The organism is Catellatospora aurea, from assembly GCF_042663325.1.
GTDB lineage: Bacteria > Actinomycetota > Actinomycetes > Mycobacteriales > Micromonosporaceae > Catellatospora > Catellatospora aurea.
Genome location: NZ_JBHTAC010000013.1, coordinates 174543 through 195251, shown reverse-complemented (window position 1 = coordinate 195251; position 20709 = coordinate 174543). Strand labels below are relative to the sequence as shown.

Below are 20709 nucleotides of genomic sequence, written 5' to 3'. Positions count from 1 at the left end.
GGTGCCGTCGCGGCCGGGCGCGAATCAGCCGCGGCCCAGGGTGACGCCGACCGCGCCGACGACCACGCCGAGCGCGGCGATCAGCCGCCGCCACATGTCGCGCTCGCCCAGGAACCGCGCCCCGAGGAACACCACCAGCAGCACGCTGACCTCGCGCAGCGGCGCGACCACGGTCACCGGGGCCATCGTCATCGCGGTCAGGGCCAGCATGTACGCCCCCGGCGAGCAGATCGCGGTGCCGAACACCTCGCGCCGGTGCTCGCGCCACACCTGCTTGACCTTCGTCCGGTGCCGGATCAGCCACGGGGCCAGCAGCAGCGCCCGGCCGGTGTCGCCGCCCCAGTTGACCAGGATCGGCGACAGCACGGCGACCGCGACCGCGTTGCGGTCCCACAGGGTGTACGCGGCGATGAAGACGCCTGTCGCCAGCGCGTACAGGATGGGGGCCTTGCGTTTGAGGGCGTCGGGGGAGGGCTTGCCGATCAGTGCGACGCTGACCGACAGCGCGAGCGTGCCCGCCCAGCCGAGCAGGCCGGGGTCCTCGTCGAAGAACGGCACCGCGACGGCGCAGATCAGCACCGGGCCCAGGCCCCGGGCGACCGGGTACACCACCGACAGGTCGCCGACCGCGTAGCCGCGCTGCAGCAGCAGGTAGTAGCCGGTGTGCAGCAGCGCCGCGCCGCCGAGCAGGACCAGGCTGCCCCAGCCGAGTGCGTCCCAGCCGGTGACCAGCGCCCAGATGCCGAACGGGGCCCAGATCAGCGCGGCGACCACGGACCAGACCGCGACGAACACGGTGCCCGCGACGGCGGCCCGCTTGGACAGCAGGTTCCACGTCGCGTGGCACAGCACCGACGCGGCGACCAGGGCGAAAGCGGCGAGCGACACGTCAGGCCACCGCGACGGGCTCGGCGGTCGCGGCAGGCTCTGCGGCCGGGGCGGGCCGGCGCTCGGGCACCAGGGACGTGCCCGCGAGGTGGCTCTCGCCGATCAGGGGCTGGCCGAGCACCGCCAGCACGGTCGGGGCGACCGAGACGTGGCTGACGTCGGCGGGCGGCGTGGCGCCGATGCCCGCTCCGCAGGCGGCCAGCCACGCCGTGCGCTCCCAGCGGCTGCGACCGCCGTGGCCGCCCTCGTCGCGGTGCCCGTGGTCGGTGACGACGAGGACCGTCCAGCTCTCCTCGGCATACCGGGGGCGGGCGCGGACGGCGTCGAGGACCTGGCCGAGGCGGCGGTCGGCGCGCTCGATGGCGGCCGTGTACTCGGCTCCGGTGCCCAGTTCGTGGGCGACCTCGTCGGGTTCGCCGAGGTAGACGAAGGAGGCGTGGAACGTGCCCTGGCCCAGGGCCCGCGCGGCGGCGTCGGCGACGTGCTGGTCGGCGGTGTCGTGGCCGAGCGTGTGTCCGTCGGCGAAGGTGAGCAGGCTGGGCGAGGCGAACATCGGGCCGCCGTACGCGGTGGTGACCAGCGGGGCCCAGCTCGCCCCGACGAACGTGGTGAAACCCCGGCGCTTGGCCGTGGTGAACACATCGGGGAAGGCGTCGAGGCGGTGGCCGGAGAACACGTTGCCGTAGATGCCGTGCACCCGCGGCCACAGCCCGGTCGCGACCGACGCCCAGGTCGGCCCGGACAGGGTGGGCGCGTCGGTGCTCGGCTCGAACTCGGCCAGCCACCCTTCACGCTCGATCGTGTCCAGGTGGGGGGTGTGCGCCGCGCGTGCGGTGTCCAGCCGGACTCCGTCGATGCCGACGACCAGGATGTGTGCGCTCATGCGGTGGCTCCAGGGTGTTCAGGGCATGGTCGTGGTCCTGCCCGCCGCGGGCTGGCGGGCAGGTGGGTCAGGGCAGGTCAGGCGACGCGCATCCAGACGGCGCTGTTCGGGGCGACCTTCAGGTCCTCCAGCGGGTCGCTGGTGAGCAGGAGGTACTCGTAGGGCGGCAGCTCGGCGGGGGCGTCGCTCAGGTTGACCAGGCAGGCGAAGCCGTCGCCGCGCTGGAACAGCAGCACGCCGTCGGGGGAGGGCAGCCACTGCATCGGGCCGTCGCCGAGGTCGGGCTCGGTGCGGCGCACGTGCAGGGCGCGGCGGTACAGCTCCAGCATCGAGCGCCGGTCCCCGGTCTGCGCGGCGGCGGACAGCCGGGCCCAGCTCGCGGGCTGCGGCAGCCACGGGTCGGCGGCCGCCCTGTCCGGGCTGAAGCCGTACGGCACGGCCTCGCCGGACCAGGGCAGCGGCACCCGGCACCCGTCGCGGCCCCGGTCGGTGAAGCCCGAACGCAGCCAGCGCGGGTCCTGCAGCAGTGCGTCGGGGATGTCCTCGACCTCGGGCAGCCCCAGCTCCTCGCCCTGGTACACGTAGGCGGAGCCGGGCAGCGCCAGGGTCAGCAGCGCGGCGGCGCGGGCGCGGCGGGTGCCGAGCGCGAGGTCGCTGGCCTCGAAGTGCTTGGCGTCGTCGAACGAGTGCGCGGTGTGCGCCCGGCCGTAGCGGGTGACGTGCCGTACCACGTCGTGGTTGGACAGCACCCAGGTCGCGGGCGCGCCGACCATGGCGTGCGTGGCCAGCGTCGTGTCGATGACGTCGCGGAACGCGGCCGCGTCCCAGGGGCAGGACAGGAACGGGAAGTTGAAGCCGGTGTGCAGCTCGTCCGGGCGCAGGTAGCGGGTGAACCGGTCGGGGTCGTCGTCCCACAGCTCGCCGACGAACACCCCGCGCTGCGGGTACGAGTCGGCGATCTTGCGCCACTCGCGGTAGATCTCGTGCACGCCCTCCTGGTCGCGCCAGGGCCGGATCACGTTCGGGCCGAGGGTGGCCACGTCGGGCAACGCCGGGTCCTTGACCAGGTGATCGGCGACGTCGATGCGGAACCCGTCGACGCCCCGGTCGAGCCAGAAGCGCAGCGTGGTCTGGAAGTCCTCGGGCACCGCCGGGTTGTCCCAGTTCCAGTCGGGCTGCTCGGGGGCGAACATGTGCAGGTACCACTCGCCGTCGGGGACCCGGGTCCAGGCCGGGCCGCCGAAGTGCGAACCCCAGTCGGTGGGCGGCAGCTCGCCGTGCTCGCCGCGGCCGGGGCGGAACCAGAACAGCTCCCGCTCGGGCGAGCCGGGTCCGGCGGCGAGCGCGGCCTGGAACGCCGGGTGCCGGTCGGAGCAGTGGTTGGGCACGACGTCGACGATGACCCGCAGGTGGTGCTGGTGGGCCTCGGTGATGAACCGCTCGGCCTCGGCGAGGGTGCCGAAGACCGGGTCGATGTCGCGGTAGTCGGCCACGTCGTAGCCGGCGTCGGCCATCGGGGAGACGTACCAGGGGCTCAGCCAGACCGCGTCGACGCCGAGGTCGCGCAGGTACGGCAGGCGCTCGCGCAGGCCGGTGAGGTCGCCGAGGCCGTCGCCGTTCCCGTCGGCGAAGCTGCGCGGGTACACCTGGTAGATGACGGCGTCACGCCACCAGGGGTGTTCGTGTCGTGAGGACATGTCCGGCTCCGATGGGCGAGTGCGGGTACGTGGCCCGATGGTAACGCGATGGAAAACGTTTTCCATCGCGGTCGCCCACCCTACCGGGACCTTTCACTCACGGTCAACGGCCCGTTCACCTCGTTGATCGCCCGACTTGCCCGGCACCTGTGCGTATCTTGAGCGCGTTTCCCACAGGTGCCAGGCAATTCGAGCGATCTTGGTGGGCGCCCGGACCGAACGGGGCGGCCACGGCCCCGTGCGACGGCGGGTCCCGTGCAACAGCGCTCTCGGGCGTGCTCGCAGGTTCAACGAGAAAGCGCAGGAGCGGCGGTAGTGGGCGGCCCGATGGCCTACGAATGCAGGGCGAGCAGGGCGGCGACGCGGTCGACCGGCAGGCCTTCCGACGTGTTGCCGCTGCGGCCGACCACCGTCGGGGCGTTGAGCAGGCTGTTGAGGACGCTCTCCTCCGTCGCCTCGACCACGGCGGCGAAGAACGGGTCGAGCTGGCGGCCCTGCAGCGGGGTGACGGTGGAGGCCGTGCCGCGCGGGGCGCGCAGGCCGGTGGCCAGGGCCAGGAAGATCTCGCCGCTGGCGTGGTGCGCGGTGGAGCCGGTGCGGGCCAGGCCGAGCCCGGCGCGGCGGGCCAGCCGCCGGCAGCCCGCCGGATCGATCGGCGCGTCGGTGATCACGATGACGATGCAGGAGCCCGCCGGCGGGGCGGTCGGGGCGGGCGCGGGCGGCAGCAGCTGTCCGACCGGGACACCGGACACCGTCAGGCGACCGCGCTCGCCGAAGTTCGTCATCACGAGCACACCCAGGGTGTGACCCGACGGCAGCACCCGGGACGCGGTGCCGATGCCGCCCTTGAAGCCCAGGCAGCTCATACCGGTGCCCGAGCCGACCGCGCCTTCGGCGGGCGCGGCGGGGGGCCGTCCCACCGCGCGGTCGGCCTCGGCGGCGGCGGCGCTCGCCCGCGCGGCGTCCAGCGCGGCGGCCACGTCGTCGCGGGTCACCTGCATGCGGCGGGACTCGGACAGGAAGCTGTCGTCGCATTCGGCCACCACCGGGATGACCACGTCGTCGTCGCCGATGCCGGGCTCGGACTCCATCAGCAGCTCGCAGGCGGCGTCGTACACCCGGCCCAGCTGCATCGTGGAGGTCAGGAAGATCGGCGTCTCGACCAGGCCCCACTCCTGCGCGGACATGAAACCGGTGCACTCGCCGGCCCCGTTGAGGATCGCGCCGCCCGCCGGGATCGGCTCGCGGAACGCGTTGCCGCCCGGGTCGAGCACGGTCACCCCGGTGCGGGCGACACCCCGTCCGGCCGGCGGAGGCTCCTCGTCGCGCCACACGGTGGTGTGGCCGACGCCCACGCCGGGCACGTCGAGGATGGAGCGGCTGGGGCCGCTGGGCAGCTCACCGATGGTGATGCCGAGGTCGTCAACACGAGGCATGGGCGCAGCCTAACTGAGTCTCGACTCAGTAACGATCCCCGTCGCGGGCCGTCTGCGCTGGCATCATGCCGGGATGGCGAAGCTGGACCTGCCCGTGGTGTGGAGCGACGACGTGCTGCGGCACGTGCCGGACGCGGAGATCTGGATCGGGGTGCGCACACCCGGCACGGAACTGCCCGAGCGGGCCACCGTGCTGCGCTCGGCGCTGGTGCGGGCCGGGGCGCGGCTGGTCGAGGCGCGGCCACTCGGGGACGAGTTGCTCGCCCAGGCGCACACGCCGGAACTGCTGGCGCACCTCGAAGGCGTCTACGGCCAGTGGGCCGACGGCGGTTACGTGGAGTATCAGGACCGGGTGGTGCCGTACGTCTTCCCGACCCCGGCGATGCTGGAGGGGCTGCCGGTGCGCCGGCCCACGGCCACGCATGCGCGGGCGGGGCAGTTCTGCTACGACACGATGACCCTGGTCGGTCCGGGCACCTGGCCCGCGGCACGGGCCGCCGCGCACGCCGCCGCGACCGCGGCCGACCTGGTCGCCGCGGGGGAGCGGGCCGCGTACGCCATCTGCCGCCCGCCCGGCCACCACGCCACCCGCAGCGGTTTCGGTGGCTCGTGCTACCTCAACAACGCCGCCGTGGCGGTGCTGGCGCTGCGGCGGGCGGGCGTGGCCCGGGTCGCCGTGGTCGATGTGGACGCCCACCACGGCAACGGCACTCAGTCGATCTTCTATGACCGCGCCGACGTGCTCTACACCTCGGTGCACGTGGACCCGGGCGAGGGCTGGTTCCCGCACTACGCGGGTTTCGCCGACGAGGCCGGCGCCGGTGCGGGCGAAGGCGCGAATCTGAACGTGCCGCTGGCCCCGGGCACCGGCGACGAGGGCTGGCTGGCCGGGGTACGCCGGCTCGTCGAGTTCGTCGGCGACCGGGCCGACGCGGTGGTGCTCTCGCTGGGCGTCGACGCGGCCAAGGACGACCCGGAGAGCCCGCTGCAGGTCACCGAGGACGGCTACGGCCGCACCGGCGAGCTGGTCCGTGAGCTGGGCCTGCCCGTCGTCGCCGTGCACGAGGGCGGCTACCACCTGCCGACGCTCGGCCCGCTGACGGTCGCCACCCTGGCGGGCGTCACCGGAACCCGCTAACCTCTCTGCGGTAAGCGCTTTCCGCAACGGGAGAGGTGGCGGGTCCGCGTGGAGTTCACGGTGGCGGGACGGGTGGTCGCGGCATACCGCTCGGGCCTGGAGATCGAGGCGACCCTCGGGCCGCGGCCCCACCTGCATCCGATCCGGACGCTCGCCGGGACCGTGGTCACCGACACGCTGCCGGCCGACCACCGGTGGCACCTGGGCCTGTCGCTGGCCATGCAGGACGTCAACCGCAACAACCTCTGGGGCGGGCGTACGTACGTGCGCGACCAGGGGTACACCTGGCTCGACGACCACGGGTCGATCACCGGCGAGGGCTTCGACGAGGTGCGGCCGGACGGGTTCGCCCAGCGGCTGGCCTGGCGCGGCGCGGACGGCAAGGTGCTGCTGTCGGAACGGCGCACCATGGCGGCGACCTACCTCGACGAGCGGTCCTGGGCGCTGGACCTGGGCTGGGCGCTGACCGCCGAGCAGACCGTGACGCTGGGCAGCCCGGCGACGAACGGGCGGCCGGGCGGGGCCGGCTACGGCGGGTGCTTCTGGCGTGTCGCGCCGGGGCCGAACCTGGGGCTGACCGCGGGAGACCTGACCGGCGAGGAGCAGGTCAACGGGAGTGCGGAGCCCGAGCTGGTCTGGCGGGGCGAGTCGGGCGGGGCGGCGTACACCCTGCGGTTCTCGGGCCTGGGCGACGGCGACCGCTGGTTCGTGCGGACCACCGAGGGCTCGACCGGGTATCCGGGCGTCTGCGCCGCCTGGGCCTACGAGCACACCCGGGTCATCGAGCCGGGCGATACCCGCACCGGCGCCCTCCGCGTGGTGATCAGCGACTGAGGCAGGCAGGTCGCGGCAGTTTCGGGGAAACTGCGGCAATAGCGGCGCTGATTCGTGCAGTTTCCGGAAAGTGCGCGCCGGCCCGGCCGTGTGACGGCGGGGCGTCAGGCCAGGGCGGCGGGGTCGAGGCCTACTTCGCGGGCAGCGGTCATGCGCATCCATTCGAAGGCCTGTTTGCGGGAGATGGCCTTTTCGTGGACGGTGAGCTGGACGGCGAGGCCGTCGATGATGGCGTTGATGCGCCAGGCCGCGCCGGCCGGGTCGTCGCAGGTGAACGAGCCGTCGGCGACCCCGTTGGCGATGACCTCGGTGAGGCCCTCCTTCCAGCGCAGGTCCATGCGGCGCGACACCTTCTCCAGCTCAGGGGTGCGCAGCGCCTCCGACCAGCCGTCAATCCACATCATCCAGGACTTGGACCGCCCGGTCGGGGCGAGCAGCTTCACCAGTTTCTTGAGCTTCTCGACGGACGACGCGTTGGAGTCGATCACCGCGTGCAGCCGGGCCATGTCCTGCTCGGCGGCGTACGCGAACGCCTGCGCCAGCAGCGCGTCCTTGCTGGTGAAGTGGTAGAACACCAGCGCCTGGCTGACCCCGGCCGCCTTGGCGACGTCGGCGGTGCGGGTGTTGGCGAAGCCGCGCTCGACGATCACGTCCACTGCGGTGCGCAGCAGCGCGTCCAGGCGCACTTCGGCAGTTCGTCGAGCCACCGCTGAACCCTAACGCACGCCCGTCCATGCCCCACCATCCACCAACTCGCCGACCAGGCCCTGCCCACCGGCCCGCGCGCCCGCCCCGGCCAGTCGCAACTCTTACGGACTAGCGGCCTCACGGGAGCCATGAGGCCGCGACTCTTTAAGAGTTGCGGCAGGTCAGGGGGTCAGTGGGCGGCGGCGGGGGTGGGGAAGGCGGCGGGGTCGGGGTTGGCGGCGGCGTCGGCGGCGATGCGGCGGCTGGCGGTGATGGCCAGCAGGGCTCCGGTGCCGACCATGGCGGTGGCGATCAGGATGACGACACTCAGGCTGGTGCCCTGGTTGATGATCAGGCCGGAGATCGACGAGCCGGCCGCGAAGCCGACGTAGATGCCGGTGCCGACCCAGGTGAAGGCCTCGGTGCTGCGCCCGGCGGGGGCGATCCGGGTGACCAGCGCGCACTCGACCGCGGTGGTCGGGGAGATGACCATGCCGCCCAGGAACAGGATCAGCGCCAGGCTGGGCAGGCCGAAGGCCAGCAGCATCGCGCCGAAGCCGACCGTGTTCAGGCACAGCAGCAGCGCGAACAGCTTCGCCTGGCCGAGTTTCGGGTTCATCCCGGAGAACCAGACGCCGCCGACGATGGAGCCCGCGCTCCAGGCGGCCACCACCGCACCCGCGGCCTGCGGCGCGCCCAGGTCGGCGGCGTACTTGGGGATCGCCACCTCCATCACGCCGTAGGCGGCCGCCTCCAGCGCGCCGACGACCAGCACGACGACCAGGCTCAGCCGCATCAGGCGGTTGGCGCGCAGCGCGCGGGTGCGAGCGGCGGCGCTGAGGTCCGAGGTGGTGGCCGCGGCGGCGAGCGCGGCGGTGCGCACCTCGCGGTAACGGGCGGTCAGCCCGGGTGCGGCGGCCAGGCCCAGCGAGCCCACGGTGGCCAGCAGGGCGGTGACGATCACCGCGACGTACGGGTTGGTGGCCGCCGTGACCAGGGCGATCAGCATCGGCCCGAGCACGTAGGTGAGCTCGACGGTGATGGCGTCGAAGGCGTACGCCGTCTGCACGTGTGCCGGGGCCAGGCCGGGCAGCACGACGCGGGTGACCGCGCCGACGGGCGGGTTCGCGGCTCCGGCCAGCGCGGCCAGGCCGATGATCAGGGCTACCGGCTGGTGCGTCCACAGTGCGGCGACCATGCCGGTGAGCAGCAGCGCGTAGAGCACGCCGGTGACCCGCAGCACCGCGACGGCGTGCCCGCGGTCGCACAGCCGGCCCAGCCACGGCGAGGTGAACGCCGTGATGGCCGAGTGCGCGCCGGTGGCGATGCCGGCGACGGCGTACGAGCCGGTGCCGTGCTGGACGGCGAGGATGAACACGAGGGTCGCCATGCCGTAGGGCAGGCGGCCGATGAGGGACGGCAGCGCCACCCGGGCGACACCCGGGCTGGCCATCAGGGCACGGTAACGGCGGGCAGCGGTGACGACCGCGAGGCCGGACATGGAAAGGGCTCCCAAGCAGGAAGTGAGGAAAGGGTCGACGTCGGCGCGGTGGGCGGCGTCAACCGAAGCGGCGGGCCGCCTGGTGGTTCCAGCAGCGCTTGCTCACGACGGCGGCGCCGTCGTACGCCTGCAGCGTGATCGCGACCGTCAGGTGGTCGGCGTCGGCGGTCAGTTCGACCGCGCATTCGGTGCTCACGCTGGTCTCGCCCCAGGTGAGCGTGAACCGGGCGGTGGACGTCGACGTCTGCCGCCAGGTGCGCCGGTCGACGGTGACCGAGGCGCTGTACCGGTCGGTGCAGGTGCCGCCGGCGATGTCCCAGGTCGAGCCGTGCTCCACGGTGGCCGTGGTGACACGGTCGATCACGTCGTCGCTGATCCGCCACGCCACGGCGTCGCCCTCGACCGCACGCTGCCCCTGGTCGTAGCGGGGCGCCGGGTCGTGGTTCTGCGGGGCGGGCAGGTGGATCGTGCTGCGGTCGCCGTCCACGGCCAGGGTCACCGGGCGCGGCGGCGCGACGGTGTTCGGCCAGTCCACGCCGCTGACCGACAGCCGCAGCCGGCGTCCGGGCAGCACCGTGTAGGCGCAGGTCTCCAGCTCGACCTCGACGTCGGTGAACTCGACCGGCGTGAGCGGGACCGGCTCGGTGTGGCCGGCGCGGTGGGCCAGGTTGAGGAATCCGCGCGTGATCAGCGTCGAGGTGCCGTCGTCGGCGACGTCGCACAGCTTGACGGACACGCTCGCCAGCGGCTGGTCGGCCGCGACGCGCAGGCTGACCCAGCCGGGCCCGATGAGCGTCAGCGGCTCCGTCTCGGTGGGGAGATCCCAGGTGAGCGAGGCGGCGTCGTCGAAGCGCTGGTCGGTGGGCTGGCCCCAGGGCAGCCGCCCGGCGCAGCTGTTCCACGCCGCGGTGCCGGTGTCGGCGCGCACCGCGAGCACCCGCGTGCCACCGCCGATCGCCCAGGACCGCGGGCAGCGCCAGGTCGTGTTCGGCCAGTCCGGCATGCTCCGCCAGGACCCGGCGACCTGCGCCGCGTCCGGCTCCGGGGCGCCGCCGGATTCGCGCAGGAAGAAGGTGTACGGCGGCTCCGCGTCCACCCCGTTGTCCGCGCCCCGCAGCCAGCGGTCGAACCAGCGCGCCAGCTCGGCGACCAGGTCGAGGTGCGGTCCGGGCAGCGCGGACTCGGCGGACATGTGGCTCCACGGCCCGGCCAGCAGCCGTGCCGGGGTGCCCGCGTCACGCAGCTGCGCGACGGTGCGGAAGCTGTTGTTGCGGTAGCCGTCGGCCCAGCCCGCGACGACCATCGTGGGCACGGCGATCCGGGCGTAGTCGTTGCCGTAGCTCTCGCCGGTGTCCAAAGACGAGTCGCGCAGCGAGCCGTGCCGCCAGTAGGGGCCGTCGAGGGGCTCGTCGAGCCAGCGCAGCAGCCAGGGCTCGGTGCGGTCGAGCCGGTCGTGCCAGCGCTCGCGCCAGTCCGGCCCCGCGATCGACGGCACCGGCGGCAGCGCGTTCATCGCGATCATGTACGTCGGGTAGTCGACGACGTCGAGCAGCCGCAGCGAGCCGCCCATGTAGTGCACGTCGTCGGTGTAGCGGTCGTCGGTCGCGTAGATCGGCACGATCGCCTTCAGCGCCGGCGGGCGGCGCATGGCGACCTGGATCGCGTTGAACCCGGAGTAGGACGTGCCGTACATGCCGACGCCGCCGTCGCACCAGGGCTGAGCGGCCAGCCAGGCGACGACGGCGACCAGGTCGTCCTGTTCGCGCAACGGGTACTCGTCGACGGCGACGCCCTGGCTGGAGCCGGTGCCGCGCAGGTCGACCCGGCATACGGCGTACGAGAACTCGTCGCGCAGGCGCTCGTACTCCTCGGTGTACGAGGAGGTGATGTCGTCCTTGCGGTAGGGCAGCGCCTCCAGCAGGCAGGGCTGCGGGGCGTCGCTGGCGGGGAGGAACAGGGACGCGGCAAGCCGGATGCCGTCGTCCATGGTGATCCAGACCTGCTCGCTGCGCCCTGCGGCCCGCGTGGCCATGCCGACACCCCTCCCGGTTCCCCGCAAGGTTACTTGCTGACTGAGTCATCAGTCAACAAAGCGCGCATGAACCGCAGCGGTCACCCAGGTCACAGCCGTATGACCGGGTCTCAGTTCTTGTCAGGAGAGTGCAGGAGTGCCGTGATGCCGGCGAGGAAGGTGTCCGGATCGGGCCGGCCGAGCAGCACCCGCTGCAACGCGTACCCGGGCACCATGCTGAACAGCACCGCGCCGACCGCCTCGGGGTCGGCGTCGGCGGGCAGCCGCCCGGCGGCCTGCTGGTCGCGGGCGATCTCGTCGAAGTGGCCGCGGACCCGCCCGTAGATGGTGCGGACGAACGCGGCCAGCTCCGGGTTGCGCAGTGACTCGGCCCAGACCTGCAGCGCCATCGGGAACACGCCCTCCGGGCTGAACTGCGGGTCGACGGTCTGCAGCAGGCGGCGCATCACGTCCTCGATCGGCGGTGGCGGGTCGATCGCGCGCACCTCGTCGAGCAGGTCGCTGACCCGCCCGATCACCTGCTCGGCGATGGCGGTGACGAGCTCCTCCTTGCTCTTGAAGTAGCGGTAGAACGCGCCGACCGACAGCCCGGCCTCGGAGATCACGTCCTGCATCGAGGTGGCGTGGAAGCCGTTGCGCGCGAAGCAGGCCCGTGCGGCGTCGAGGATCTGCTGGCGGCGGGCGGCGAGGTGGGCTTCGGAGACGCGTGGCATGGCTCTCATCATAAAACGAACGATCGTTCTTGACAGGTGGCGGGGATCGGGCGCATGGTTCTGCTAAAGAGAACGAACATTCGTTTTAAGGAGATCCACCATGCGCCGCACCCCGCCCCCGGCGGCCCTGGCCGTGGTCATCGCCGTCGGGGTGATGGCCCTGCAGGCCCTGCTGCTGCCGTTGTTCGCCGGGCCCGCCGCCAACCTGGGTCCGCGTGACCTGCCCGTGGCCGTCGCCGGACCCGCGCCGGCCGTCGAGGCGTTCACATCCAAGATCGAGTCGATGAGCCCGGGCGCGTTCGAGGTCACCGCGGTCGCCGACGCCGCGGCGGCCGACGCGGCGGTGCTCGACCGGGAGGCGTACGCCGCGTTCATCCTCAGCCCCACCGGCGTCACCCTGCACACCGCCTCGGGCGCCGCCCCGGCCGTCGCGAACCTGTTCGCCGCCGCCGCCACCCAGCTCGGCGCGGGCACCGGCATGCAGGTCACGGTCAAGGATCTGGCCCCGCTGACCGCCGACGACCCGCACGGGGCAGGCTTCGCCGCGGGCTTCTTCCCGCTGATCATCACCGCCATGGCCGCCGCCATCGCGCTCTACTTCGCCGTGCCGGGCTTCGCGGCCCGAGTCGTCGGCCTGTTCACCTTCGCGGCGCTGGCCGGCGTAGGTGGCGCGGCCGTGCTGCACAGCTGGCTCGGGGTCGTCGGCGGCGACCGGTGGGCGGTGGCCGGCGTCATCTCGCTGCTCACCATGGCCATCAGCGCCACCATCCACGGCCTGGCCACCGTCGCCGGCCCGCGCGGCATCGGCGTGGGTGCGGTGCTCATCCTGCTGGTCGGCAACGCGCTCGGCGCGGTCGGCGCGGCCCCGGAGATGCTGCCGCAGCCCTGGGGCGAGTTCGGCCAGTGGCTGCCCATCGGCGCCGGGGCGACCCTGCTGCGCTCGGCCGCCTGGTTCGGCGGCGCGGGCGGCGGCCCGGCCGCCTGGGTGCTGGCCTCGTGGGCGCTGCTCGGCCTGGCCCTGGTCGGCCTCGGCCGGCTCGGGCGCAAGGAGCAGGGGCTGCCGGAGGAGGCGGAGGCGCACGAGGCGGCCCGCCGGCTCGGCGCTACGGTGGCAGCCTGAGCTGACGTACGCCGGGCGCGCCCGCCTGCGCGCCCGGCGTATCCCCCTGCGGAACGGGGTTCCGTTAGACGGCGGCGCGGGAATCCGGAACGATGGTGTTCCGGAACAGGAATGCGCTCCCCGTGCGCGTTGTTGGCTTCGGTGGAACGACCATCTGCAGGAGGCGAACGACGTGCTCGACCCACAGAAGCTCTACCAGCTGACCGACGAACTGCCCGAGCTGGGCCGTCCGGTCCTGCTGCACGCGCTCTCCGGGTTCGTCGACGCCGGTTCGGCCGGCAAGCTCGCCCGCGAGCACCTGCTCGACTCGCTGGAGTCGACCGTGGTGGCCGAGTTCGACCTCGACCAGCTCTACGACTACCGCTCCCGCCGTCCGCTGATGCACTTCTCGGCCGACCACTGGGAGGCGTACGACGAGCCCAAGCTGGAGCTGCACGCCCTGCGCGACCACGACGACACCCCGTTCCTGCTGCTCACCGGCCCCGAGCCGGACTTCCAGTGGGAGCGGTTCGTGGCCGCCACGACCGGGCTGATCGAGCAGCTCCAGGTGCGGCTGACCATCGGCGTGCACGCGATCCCGATGTCCGTGCCGCACACCCGCCCCGCCGGCATCACCGCCCACGGCACCCGGCCCGAACTGGTGGTCGGGCACGAGCCCTGGATCGCCGACGTGCAGGTCCCGGCGAGCATGACCAACCTGCTGGAGTACCGGCTGGGCGAGGCCGGGCACGACGCCATGGGCTTCGCCGCGCACGTGCCGCACTACCTCGCCGACAGCGAATACCCGCAGGCGGCCGAGCTGCTGCTGACCTCGGTGTCGCGGGCCACCGGCCTGCTGCTGCCGACCGAGGACCTGCGCGAGGCCGGGGACCGGGTGCGCGCCGAGATCGAACGCCAGCTGACCGACAACCACCAGGCCGCGGCCGTGGTCAAGGCGCTGGAGGAGCAGTACGACGCGTTCATGCGCGGCCGCGCCAGCAACCTGCTGACCGAGCCCGCGCCGCTGCCGACCGCCGACGAGCTGGGCGCGGAGCTGGAGCGTTTCCTCGCCGAGCACAGCAAGGGCGACAAGAGCGAGGGCTGACCAGGTACGACGGAAAAGGGGCGGCACGCGTGGCGTGCCACCCCTTCGCCATGTCTGCTCAGGTGGCCAGGGCGAACTGGAAGCCGGTCGAGACGTCCTTCGGCTTGTCCAGCCCGGTCACCACGGTCGCCGGGACGAGCACCGGGTCGAACCCGGTGAAGCCGATGCCGACCTGGCCGGACGCGTTGTCGCCCCAGGCCTTGATGACGCCGTTGCTGATGGCGACGGTGAAGCCGCCGTCGAGGCCCGCTCCGGACCCGTTGGTGGAGATGTCGACGACGCCGGTGAGGCCGACCGCCTCGGCGGGGCGCAGCTGCGGGGTCGCGGTCGTGCCGAGGCCGAGCTGGCCGTCGCCGTTCGCGCCCCAGCCCTTCACCCGGCCGTTGGCCAGGATCGCCAGGCTGGAGAAACCGCCCGCGTTGACGGTCCTGGCCCCGGTGAGGTCGACGACCGGGGTCGGGGTCGGCACCGGGGCGGTGCTGGCGGTGCCGGTGCCGACCTGGGCGCGCGAGTTCTCGCCCCAGCCGCGTACCGTCCCGTTGCCGAGCACCGCGAGCGCGTGGCTGTCACCCGCGTCGACCTGCTTGACCCGTACGCCCGCCAGTCCGCCCACCGTCACCGGCGTGGTCTGCGGGTCGAGGCTTGCCTCGCCGGTGCCCAGCTGGCCGGAGCGGTTGTCGCCCCAGGCGCGCAGCGTGCCGTCGGCCAGCAGCGCCAGGCTGAACTGCGAGCCGGCCGCGATGCCGACGACCTTCAGCCCGGTCAGCCCGGTGACGGGGACCGCGGTGGTGCGGTCGTCGGTGGTGCCGTCGCCGAGCTGGCCGCGGGCGTTGTCGCCCCAGGCGAGCACGGTGCCGTTGTTGAGCAGGGCGAGGCTGTGCGCCCCGCCCGCGGCCAGGGCCTTCACCCCGCGCACGTTCGGCACGGAGCCGGGGATCGGCCGGTCGATGGTGGTGCCGTCGCCGAGCTGGCCGTCGTCGTTGTCGCCCCACGCCTTGACCGTGCCGTTGTGCAGCAGCGCCAGGCTGAACCGGCCGCCGCCCTCGACGTCGCGGACCTCGTCCGGCACGGCGGCGCTGACCGCGCTCGGCCGGGTGATCAACGTGCCGTCGCCGAGCTGGCCGGAGTCGTTGAAGCCCCAGGACTCGACGCCCGCGACCGGCGCCTGCGGTTTCGGCTTCGGCTTCGGTTTGCCGTGGCTGCCGCCACCGTGGCTGCCACCGCCTTTCACGTCCTCTGCCCAGACGGCGTGTGGCGCCGCCAGGGCGATCATGGTGGTGACGGCGACGGCCCCCAAGGCGCGCAGTCCTGTCGTGACAGGTCGCATGTACGTTCCCCCGCATGGTTGCGACATGAGTCGGCCGCACCGAGCGCGCGATGAAAGCGCAGCTCACGGCCTCGTGCTAGTTGTATCGCAGGGCGGTCCGGCGATCATCGCGACGCGCGACGGCGGACCGGTCCGGATCGTCGCCGACCGTTGCCGGGGTATTGCCGAACGGTGAACGTGCACGCATGATGACGGAACTTCGACGTGCACCGCGTACGAGAGTGAGGCGACGATGCCCTTTTCCAGCCCCATGGCCGACGTGGAGATCCCTGAGGTCTCCGTCCCGCAGCTCGTGATCGGACCCGCGGCGGCACGCGGCGATCATCCCGCGCTCGTCGACGGCCGCACCGGGCAGACGCTGACGTACGCGCAGCTCGCGCACATGGTGGACCGGCTCGCCGCCGGGCTGGCCGGGGCCGGGCTGCGGCCGGGCGACGTGCTGGCCCTGTTCAGCCCGAACACGCTGCTCTACCCGGTGGTGTTCCACGCCGCCCTGGCCGCCGGGGCCACGGTCACCACCGTCAACGCGCTGGCGACCCCGAAGGACCTGACCACCCAGCTCGCCGACTCCGGCGCGAAGCTGCTGGTCACCGTGTCGCCGTTCCTCGACCGCGCGAGCGCCGCCGCCGCGCAGGTGCAGGAGATCCTCGTCTGCGACACGGCCGAGGGATACCGCTCGGTCCAGGAGTTGATGGCCACGGCCGAGCCCGCGCCGGTGGTGGACATCGACCCGGCGGCGGCGCTGGCCGTGCTGCCGTACTCCAGCGGCACCACCGGCGTGGCCAAGGGCGTCATGCTCACCCACCGTAACCTGGTCGCCAACATCGCGCAGACCCAGCAGGTGGTGAAGTACGACCCCGCCGACAAGGTGCTGGCGGTGCTGCCGTTCTTCCACATCTACGGGCTGACCGTGCTGATGAACATGGCCCTGTCGAAGGGCGCGACGCTGATCGTGCTGCCGCGCTTCGACCTGGTCGAGTTCCTGACCGCGATGCAGGACCAGAAGGTCAGCCGCGCGTTCGTCGCGCCGCCGATCGTGTTGGCGCTGGCCAAGCACCCGCTCGTCGACCAGTACGACCTGTCGGCGTTGCAGGTCGTGTTCTCCGGCGCGGCCCCGCTCGACGGCGAACTCGCGCAGGCCTGCGCGACCCGGCTCGGCTGCGTGGTGCAGCAGGGTTACGGCATGACCGAGCTGTCGCCGGTGTCGCACGCGCAGGTCCACGGCGACACCCGGGTCAAGCCCGGCACGGTCGGCCCGCTGATCCCGAACACGCTGGCCCGGGTGGTGGACGTGGCCACCGGCGACGACCTCGGCACCGGCGAGCCCGGCGAGCTGTGGATCAAGGGACCGCAGGTGATGCAGGGTTACCTGGGCCGCCGCGAGGACACCGACGCGACCGTCGACGCCGACGGCTGGCTGCACACGGGCGACGTGGGCCTGGTCGACGCCGACGGGGACTGGTTCATCGTCGACCGGGTCAAGGAGCTGATCAAGTACAAGGGTTACCAGGTGCCGCCGGCCGAGCTGGAGGCGGTGCTGCTGGGTCACCCGCTGATCGCCGACGCGGCCGTGGTCGCCGGGCACGACGCCGAGGGCGAGGAGATCCCGCACGCCTTCGTCGCGGCCGCACCCGGCGCCGAGCTGAGTGCTCAGGACGTCAAGGACTACGTCGCCGAGCGGGTCGCGCCGTACAAGCGGGTCCGTGCCGTCACCTTCGTCGACGCCATCCCCAAGAGCGCCTCCGGCAAGATCCTCCGCAAGGACCTCCGCGCCCAGCTCTGATGGGCAAGGGAAGGGCGCCTTCTTAACGCTCCGCGTTACAGAAGGCGCCCTTCTTAACGCGGGGAGCGGGGTGAGCAGGGGCAGGCGGGCCCGACGGCCCGGTGGGCGTGTCCGGCACCCGGCCGCGCGGGCGTGTCGGGTGGAGGACTAGCGTGACCAGGTGTTCGCCGCGTTCGCTCCGATCTGGATGATCACCGCCCTGGGCTGGGGCACGATGCGGTTCGGGGTGCTGACCCGGGCCACCCAGCAGGCGCTGGCGAACTTCACCTTCGTCATCGCGATCCCGTGCGTGCTGTTCACGTCACTGGTCAAGGTGCCGCTCGGCGACCTGCCGCTGCGCCCGCTGGCCGCCGTCGCGCTGAGCACGCTGCTGATCGGGTTGTCGGTGTACCTCGTCGCGCGCCGGCTCATGCCCGGCCCCGACGGGGACCGGGTCATCGCGGCGATGGCGTCGGCGTACGTCAACGCGGGCAACCTCGGCGTGCCGGTGGCGGTGTACGTCCTCGACGACGTTTCGCTGATCATGGCGGTGCTGGTCTTCCAGACCATGCTGGTGACCCCGTTGATCGTCGGGCGGCTCGACGCCTCCGCGCACCGGGCCGAGCTGGACCGGCCGGCGTCCGGTCCGGAGGACGGCACCGGGGCGGGGGAGCGGGCCGGGAGCGCCGCGGCGTCGCGCTGGCGGCGGCTGGCGATGCTGCCGCTGCGTACCCCCGTGATCCTGGGGTCGATGGCGGGTGTGACCGCGAGCGCGGCCGGGTGGCTGCCGCCGGAGTGGCTGCTGCGGCCGCTGGAGCTGCTGGGCGGCGCGGCGGTGCCGGCGGCGCTGTTCGCGCTGGGCATGTCGCTGCACCAGACGGACACGGAGTCGTGGCGGCTGCCCGGGCGGGAGGTCACCGTGGCGGTGCTGCTCAAGGTGGTCGCGCAGCCGGTCGCGGCATACGTGATCGGGCGTTGGCTGCTGGGCCTCGACGGCGCGGCGCTGCTGGCGGTGACGCTGATCGCGGGCCTGCCGACGGCGCAGAACACCTTCGTGTACGCGTCGGAGTTCCGCGCCTCGACCGCGCTGAGCAGGGACGCGATCCTCTTCTCCAGCCTGCTGTCGATGGGCACCCTCACGCTGATCCTCTGGCTGCTGGGCCCGGCCTGACGCGGACCTGCTCCGCGCCTGCTCACCGTGGGTGGAGCGTTAACAAGGTGCCCTTGCGCTACGGAGAGCGATGTGAAGGTGCCCTTCCTTTCCTCGGTGGGGGAGGGAATGATGGGGGGTGGAGCTGAGGCGCCGCGTGCGAAGGGCAGAACCATTCGGTCGTACGCGAGGCGTCGGGCCGCGCCGTCTGTCGTAGCCGGGTCCGGGCAGGAATCTGCACGTCGACCGTTGCACAGACGTCTCAAGGAGAATGCGTTGACCCCCGATCCCCAGTCATCGCCACGCCGTCGCCGCCGGGCTGACCGCCGCCTGGTCGCGCTCGGCGCGGCCGCCGCCATGACCGCCGCCACCGCCCTGGCGGGGGTGCTGCTGGCGAGCACCGAAGCCGCCGCCGGCACGTTGAGCGGCAGTTTCTACCGCGATCCCACGTCCGGCGTGAACCAGTGGCTCGCGGCGAACCCGAACGACTCCCGCGCGTCGCTGATCAGCCAGCGCATCGGCAGCCAGCCGCAGGCGCGCTGGTTCGCCAACTACAACCAGAGCACCATCCAGTCCCAGGTCACGTCGTACGTCAACGCCGCGAACAGCGTGAACCAGATCCCGGTGCTGGTGCCGTACATGCTGCCCAACCGTGACTGCGGCGGGGCGAGCGCGGGCGGCGCGCCGAACATCAGCGCGTACCGCACCTGGATCGACAGCTTCGCCGCGGGTCTCGGCACGCGCACCGCCGTGATCATCCTCGAGCCGGACTCGCTGGCCCTGCAGACCTGCCTGTCGTCGAGCGACAAGGCCGACCGCAACTCCGCGCTCAGCTACGCCGTGACGAAGTTCAAGCAGGTCAACTCCAACGCGAAGGTCTACCTCGACGCGGGCCACTCGGCCTGGAACAGCGCGTCGGACACCGCGTCGCGGCTGCAGGCGGCTGGTGTGTCCAACGCGGCCGGCTTCTACTCCAACGCGTCCAACTTCCGCTGGACCGCCGACGAGGTCAACTTCGGCCGCAACGTGCTCAACGCGCTCGGCAACGGCAACCTGCACCAGGTCATCGACACCGCCCGCAACGGCAAGGGCCCGCTGGGCAGCGAGTGGTGCGACCCGGCCGGCCGGGGCACCGGGCAGGCACCGACGACCGCCACCAACGAGTCGACCGTCGACGCGTTCATCTGGATCAAGCCGCCGGGCGAGGCCGACGGCTGCGCCGCGGCTGCGGGGCAGTTCGTGCCGGACCTGGCGTACTCGCTGGCCCAGAACGGCATCGTGACCAGCCCGCCGCCAAGCCCGTCCACGGTGCCGTCGCCGTCGCGCTCGGCCTCGCCGTCCCCGTCGGCTCCGCCGTCGCCCTCGGCTTCACCGTCGACCCCGCCCTCGCCGTCACCGTCGGCGAGCCAGGGCACCGGGGCCTGCTCGGTGAGCTACAAGGTGGACAGCCAGTGGAACAACGGCTTCGTCGTCTCGGTGGTCATCACCAACCGCGGGCCGGCGATCACGTCGTGGACGCTGACCTGGACGTACAGCGGCAACCAGGCGGTCACCAACGCCTGGAACGCCACGGTCACGGCCAGCGGGGCTAACGTCACGGCCCGCAACGCCGCGCACAACGGCAACATCGCCACGAACGGGACGGCCAGCTTCGGCTTCCAGGCGTCCTACAGCGGGACCAACACCAACCCGACCGCCTTCAAGCTGAACAACGTCACCTGCAGCTGAACGCCGCTGAGCAGGACCGGAGGGCCGATACGCTGCGTATCGGCCCTCCGGCCGCCGGTGGTGGGAACAGCCGCGCCGAGGTCGGTGTTCGACCTGGGCGGACACGAATACGATTCGGGTCCTACGGTGGATGTTCCGGTGACAGTGGAGGCAGGCATGGCGAAGGCACGTGGTCCGCAGGTGGGCGAGGTGGCCCCCGACTTCGAGCTGCCCTCGCAGGGCGGTGAGACGGTGCGGCTCAGCGACTTCCGGGGCAAGCAGACCGTCGTCCTGTACTTCTACCCCAAGGACAACACGTCCGGCTGCACCGCGGAGGCCTGCTCCTTCCGGGACAGCTACGAGGTCTTCACCGAGGCGGGCGCGCAGGTCATCGGCGTCAGCTCCGACTCCGTCGAGTCGCACGACGGCTTCGCCCAGCGCTACAAGCTGCCGTTCCTGCTGCTGGCCGACGCGGGCGGCGAGGTCCGCAAGGCGTACGACGTCCCGGCCACCTTCGGCCTGCTGCCCGGCCGGGTCACCTACGTCATCGACCGCGAGGGCGTGGTCCGCAACGTCTTCTCCTCACAGGCCAACATCGGCAAACACGTCACCAGCGCCCTGGAAGTCGTCCAGTCCCTCGCCTGACCGAGGGCAAGGAAGGGCACCTTCTTAACGCTCCGCGTTGCAGAAGGTGCCTTCTTAACGCCCGATGGTGCCCGAGCAGGGCGGGAGCGGCGCCACCGCGACGGC

General features: G+C 72.6%; 17 protein-coding genes. 8 read left to right on the top strand and 9 right to left on the bottom strand.

Annotated elements, in window-relative coordinates; all coding sequences use genetic code 11:
- Positions 1–24 precede the first annotated feature (24 nt).
- From ACFQO7_RS15775 to ACFQO7_RS15760, 4 genes are all read right to left on the bottom strand, one after another.
- Entirely contained in the window at positions 25–888 is an 864-nt protein-coding gene (locus tag ACFQO7_RS15775; protein ID WP_376807029.1) for an EamA family transporter, read from the bottom strand.
- A 1-nt stretch (position 889) separates the two neighbouring features.
- Positions 890–1771, bottom strand: coding sequence for an alkaline phosphatase family protein (locus ACFQO7_RS15770; RefSeq protein WP_376807028.1), 882 nt, complete (start codon positions 1769–1771; stop codon positions 890–892).
- A gap of 77 nt (positions 1772–1848) precedes the next feature.
- Complete coding sequence (locus ACFQO7_RS15765) at positions 1849–3468, bottom strand: glycoside hydrolase family 13 protein (protein ID WP_376807027.1); 1620 nt, start codon at positions 3466–3468, stop codon at positions 1849–1851.
- A gap of 332 nt (positions 3469–3800) precedes the next feature.
- On the bottom strand, positions 3801–4904 hold the full coding sequence (locus ACFQO7_RS15760) for a P1 family peptidase (protein WP_376807026.1): 1104 nt from the start codon (positions 4902–4904) through the stop codon (positions 3801–3803).
- Between the two features lie 73 nt (positions 4905–4977).
- On the opposite strand from ACFQO7_RS15760, the gene ACFQO7_RS15755 reads away from it, so the two are divergent.
- Together ACFQO7_RS15755 and ACFQO7_RS15750 are read left to right on the top strand one after the other, a co-directional pair.
- Positions 4978–6042, top strand: coding sequence for an arginase family protein (locus ACFQO7_RS15755; protein WP_376807025.1), 1065 nt, complete (start codon positions 4978–4980; stop codon positions 6040–6042).
- Between the two features lie 48 nt (positions 6043–6090).
- Positions 6091–6876 (top strand): DUF6807 domain-containing protein, encoded by a 786-nt coding sequence (locus ACFQO7_RS15750; protein WP_376807024.1) that lies wholly within the window; start codon positions 6091–6093, stop codon positions 6874–6876.
- A gap of 104 nt (positions 6877–6980) precedes the next feature.
- On the opposite strand, the gene ACFQO7_RS15745 is transcribed toward ACFQO7_RS15750, so the two are convergent.
- The 4 genes from ACFQO7_RS15745 to ACFQO7_RS15730 form a co-directional block, all read right to left on the bottom strand.
- Positions 6981–7583: a TetR/AcrR family transcriptional regulator gene (locus ACFQO7_RS15745; RefSeq protein WP_360528321.1), complete on the bottom strand. Its 603-nt coding sequence runs from the start codon at positions 7581–7583 to the stop codon at positions 6981–6983.
- Positions 7584–7753: 170 nt separating this feature from the next.
- Complete coding sequence (locus ACFQO7_RS15740) at positions 7754–9064, bottom strand: MFS transporter (protein WP_376807023.1); 1311 nt, start codon at positions 9062–9064, stop codon at positions 7754–7756.
- A gap of 58 nt (positions 9065–9122) precedes the next feature.
- Complete coding sequence (locus tag ACFQO7_RS15735) at positions 9123–11096, bottom strand: CocE/NonD family hydrolase (protein WP_376807022.1); 1974 nt, start codon at positions 11094–11096, stop codon at positions 9123–9125.
- Positions 11097–11206: 110 nt separating this feature from the next.
- On the bottom strand, positions 11207–11809 hold the full coding sequence (locus ACFQO7_RS15730) for a TetR/AcrR family transcriptional regulator (RefSeq protein WP_360528330.1): 603 nt from the start codon (positions 11807–11809) through the stop codon (positions 11207–11209).
- 100 nt (positions 11810–11909) lie between these two features.
- Here ACFQO7_RS15730 and ACFQO7_RS15725 point away from each other — a divergent pair, with 100 nt between their 5' ends.
- Positions 11910–12929 carry a hypothetical protein gene (locus tag ACFQO7_RS15725; protein ID WP_376807021.1) on the top strand — a complete coding sequence of 340 codons (1020 nt, stop codon included), beginning with the start codon at positions 11910–11912 and terminating at the stop codon, positions 12927–12929.
- 172 nt (positions 12930–13101) lie between these two features.
- Positions 13102–14013 (top strand): proteasome assembly chaperone family protein, encoded by a 912-nt coding sequence (locus ACFQO7_RS15720; protein ID WP_376807020.1) that lies wholly within the window; start codon positions 13102–13104, stop codon positions 14011–14013.
- Between the two features lie 58 nt (positions 14014–14071).
- Here ACFQO7_RS15720 and ACFQO7_RS15715 read toward each other — a convergent pair whose 3' ends face one another.
- Entirely contained in the window at positions 14072–15340 is a 1269-nt protein-coding gene (locus ACFQO7_RS15715; RefSeq protein ID WP_376807019.1) for an RCC1 domain-containing protein, read from the bottom strand.
- A 232-nt stretch (positions 15341–15572) separates the two neighbouring features.
- On the opposite strand from ACFQO7_RS15715, the gene ACFQO7_RS15710 reads away from it, so the two are divergent.
- From ACFQO7_RS15710 to ACFQO7_RS15695, 4 genes are all read left to right on the top strand, one after another.
- Positions 15573–17123: an AMP-binding protein gene (locus ACFQO7_RS15710; protein ID WP_376807018.1), complete on the top strand. Its 1551-nt coding sequence runs from the start codon at positions 15573–15575 to the stop codon at positions 17121–17123.
- A gap of 160 nt (positions 17124–17283) precedes the next feature.
- Positions 17284–18273, top strand: a complete 990-nt coding sequence (locus ACFQO7_RS15705) for an AEC family transporter (RefSeq protein ID WP_376807017.1) — start codon at positions 17284–17286, stop codon at positions 18271–18273.
- 255 nt (positions 18274–18528) lie between these two features.
- Entirely contained in the window at positions 18529–19980 is a 1452-nt protein-coding gene (locus ACFQO7_RS15700; protein ID WP_376807016.1) for a glycoside hydrolase family 6 protein, read from the top strand.
- Positions 19981–20136: 156 nt separating this feature from the next.
- Positions 20137–20604 carry a peroxiredoxin gene (locus ACFQO7_RS15695; protein WP_360528350.1) on the top strand — a complete coding sequence of 156 codons (468 nt, stop codon included), beginning with the start codon at positions 20137–20139 and terminating at the stop codon, positions 20602–20604.
- The last annotated feature ends 105 nt before the right edge of the window (positions 20605–20709 follow it).

Excerpts from the sequence above, each read along its gene's own strand:
- ACFQO7_RS15770 (WP_376807028.1), bottom strand. The coding sequence starts at position 1,771 with ATGAGCGCACACATCCTGGTCGTCGGCATCGACGGAGTCCGGCTGGAC.
- ACFQO7_RS15765 (WP_376807027.1), bottom strand. The coding sequence starts at position 3,468 with ATGTCCTCACGACACGAACACCCCTGGTGGCGTGACGCCGTCATCTAC.
- ACFQO7_RS15760 (WP_376807026.1), bottom strand. The coding sequence starts at position 4,904 with ATGCCTCGTGTTGACGACCTCGGCATCACCATCGGTGAGCTGCCCAGC.
- ACFQO7_RS15755 (WP_376807025.1), top strand. The coding sequence starts at position 4,978 with ATGGCGAAGCTGGACCTGCCCGTGGTGTGGAGCGACGACGTGCTGCGG.
- ACFQO7_RS15740 (WP_376807023.1), bottom strand. The coding sequence starts at position 9,064 with ATGTCCGGCCTCGCGGTCGTCACCGCTGCCCGCCGTTACCGTGCCCTG.
- ACFQO7_RS15735 (WP_376807022.1), bottom strand. The coding sequence starts at position 11,096 with ATGGCCACGCGGGCCGCAGGGCGCAGCGAGCAGGTCTGGATCACCATG.
- ACFQO7_RS15730 (WP_360528330.1), bottom strand. The coding sequence starts at position 11,809 with ATGCCACGCGTCTCCGAAGCCCACCTCGCCGCCCGCCGCCAGCAGATC.
- ACFQO7_RS15725 (WP_376807021.1), top strand. The coding sequence starts at position 11,910 with ATGCGCCGCACCCCGCCCCCGGCGGCCCTGGCCGTGGTCATCGCCGTC.
- ACFQO7_RS15715 (WP_376807019.1), bottom strand. The coding sequence starts at position 15,340 with ATGCGACCTGTCACGACAGGACTGCGCGCCTTGGGGGCCGTCGCCGTC.
- ACFQO7_RS15710 (WP_376807018.1), top strand. The coding sequence starts at position 15,573 with ATGCCCTTTTCCAGCCCCATGGCCGACGTGGAGATCCCTGAGGTCTCC.
- ACFQO7_RS15695 (WP_360528350.1), top strand. The coding sequence starts at position 20,137 with ATGGCGAAGGCACGTGGTCCGCAGGTGGGCGAGGTGGCCCCCGACTTC.